The organism is Prevotella sp. MGM2 (assembly GCF_002933955.1).
GTDB lineage: Bacteria > Bacteroidota > Bacteroidia > Bacteroidales > Bacteroidaceae > Alloprevotella.
Genome location: NZ_BEWW01000211.1, coordinates 1 through 1,647, shown reverse-complemented (window position 1 = coordinate 1,647; position 1,647 = coordinate 1). Strand labels below are relative to the sequence as shown.

2 protein-coding genes are annotated in these 1,647 nt (G+C 48.1%); both read left to right on the top strand.

Annotation, left to right across the window (positions count from 1 at the left end; genetic code table 11):
• Positions 1–72 precede the first annotated feature (72 nt).
• Positions 73–1,251 (top strand): ParB/RepB/Spo0J family partition protein, encoded by a 1,179-nt coding sequence (locus C5S62_RS05025; protein ID WP_104404322.1) that lies wholly within the window; start codon positions 73–75, stop codon positions 1,249–1,251.
• Between the two features lie 45 nt (positions 1,252–1,296).
• Positions 1,297–1,647: hypothetical protein (locus tag C5S62_RS05020; protein ID WP_133159510.1), on the top strand; the 351-nt coding region annotated here is incomplete at its 3' end.

The following is a 1,647-nucleotide window of genomic DNA, read 5'->3' as shown; positions in this document are numbered from 1 at the left end:
GCCGGAGAAGCTCAAAGAGCTTCAAACAAAAGGGAGAAAAATTAACTCAAACATCTAAAAAACTCTCAAATTATGGAAGCAACAGCAAGTCAGACCAACGCCGTAAAAGTACAGGAAGCCACAATCTCCCTCGCCCTCATTCAGCCGAGCGACTACAACCCCCGTAAGAATTTCGACGAGCAGAGCCTCACCGAACTCGCTGACTCTATCAGCCGTCAAGGTATTCTCCACGCGATAGGCGTGCGACCAATCGCGGGCACCGACCGCTACGAAATCGTGTATGGAGAGCGAAGATACCGCGCCTCCATCATAGCAGGGAAAGATGACATCAAGGCAACGGTTTATACCGACCTTTCCGATGATGAAGCCGAACAAAAGGCTATTGCGGAGAACCTGCACCGCCAGGACATTACGACAATGGAGGAAGCCGAGACGTTAAAGGCTGCAATCGACAGCGGACGCTACGACTATGCCACACTCGCAACGCAGATAGGCAAAAGCGAGGCCTACATACTCACCCGAATAAAACTCACGAACCTCATACCTGAAATTGCTCGGCTGATTGACACCGAAGAAATCACAGTGGCGGTGGCTACCGAGATAAGCCGTTACGGAGTTGACATACAGACCGATGTTTACAACTCCCATCTCAAAGACGGAGTGACCGGCAATAATTGGCGTGGAATGGACGCTTCAAATGTGGCACGGCTCATAGAGCAGAACTACACAACTGACTTAAGCCGTTACCACTTCGATAAATCGACGTGCGCCTCATGCCCCCACAACACCCGAAACCTCCTGCTGTTCTGCGAGGACGGCTGCGATGGCAACTGCGCCAATACTGCTTGCCTCAGAGAAAAGCAGACCACTTATCTTCTTGACAAGGCTTTTTACGGTTCTGAGTTATTCCCGATGGCAAAATTTGGCCAGACAGAGTACGATTCCAACGATATGGTTGCTGAACGTCTTGTAAACTTCGGCTATGACGTTGAAAAAATAGGGAATAATTCAATTCCATTCCCAATGTGGCCAATGCAACCGGAACAAGACTGCTTCAATTCCGATGTTGAATATTCCATAGCCATTAAAGAATATGAGCAGAATAAAGAAAAATGCAAAAATGATAGAGCGACAATCGAGAATATGGCAAGAGAGGGGAAAGCGTCGCTTTTTATATGCATTGGACGATACGATATTACATTATGCTACATTCCCACTGATATGGGTAACTTTGGGGATGTTGATAGCTAAATCGCCAAGTTGGAGGTAAAGAACCAACGCAACAATGAGATAGCCATGGAACACATAATCGAGGGCACCAACGCATTGAAGAACGCAAGGCTCTGCTCGCCAAAGATACCGAGCTCGAGCAAACCAATGAATAAGACAAAGCAACATTGGCCGAAGAAGAAAGGTAATGCGAAGAAGCTGTTGCACGAAGCGACAAGCTCCTATGCTAAAGAAAGTCACCCCATGTCGAAGCGCGGGGTGGCTTATACTCATAAGTCCCCAAAGTATCTTCCTCAGGAAACCTTATATATCGAACGCGATACTTGGAAAATTAAGGGTGACAATACGTGGCGACAGGAGCATGAGGCAGTGCGCCGGGCGTATTGCCTCACGCAACCTTATCGCCACCGCTTGCTC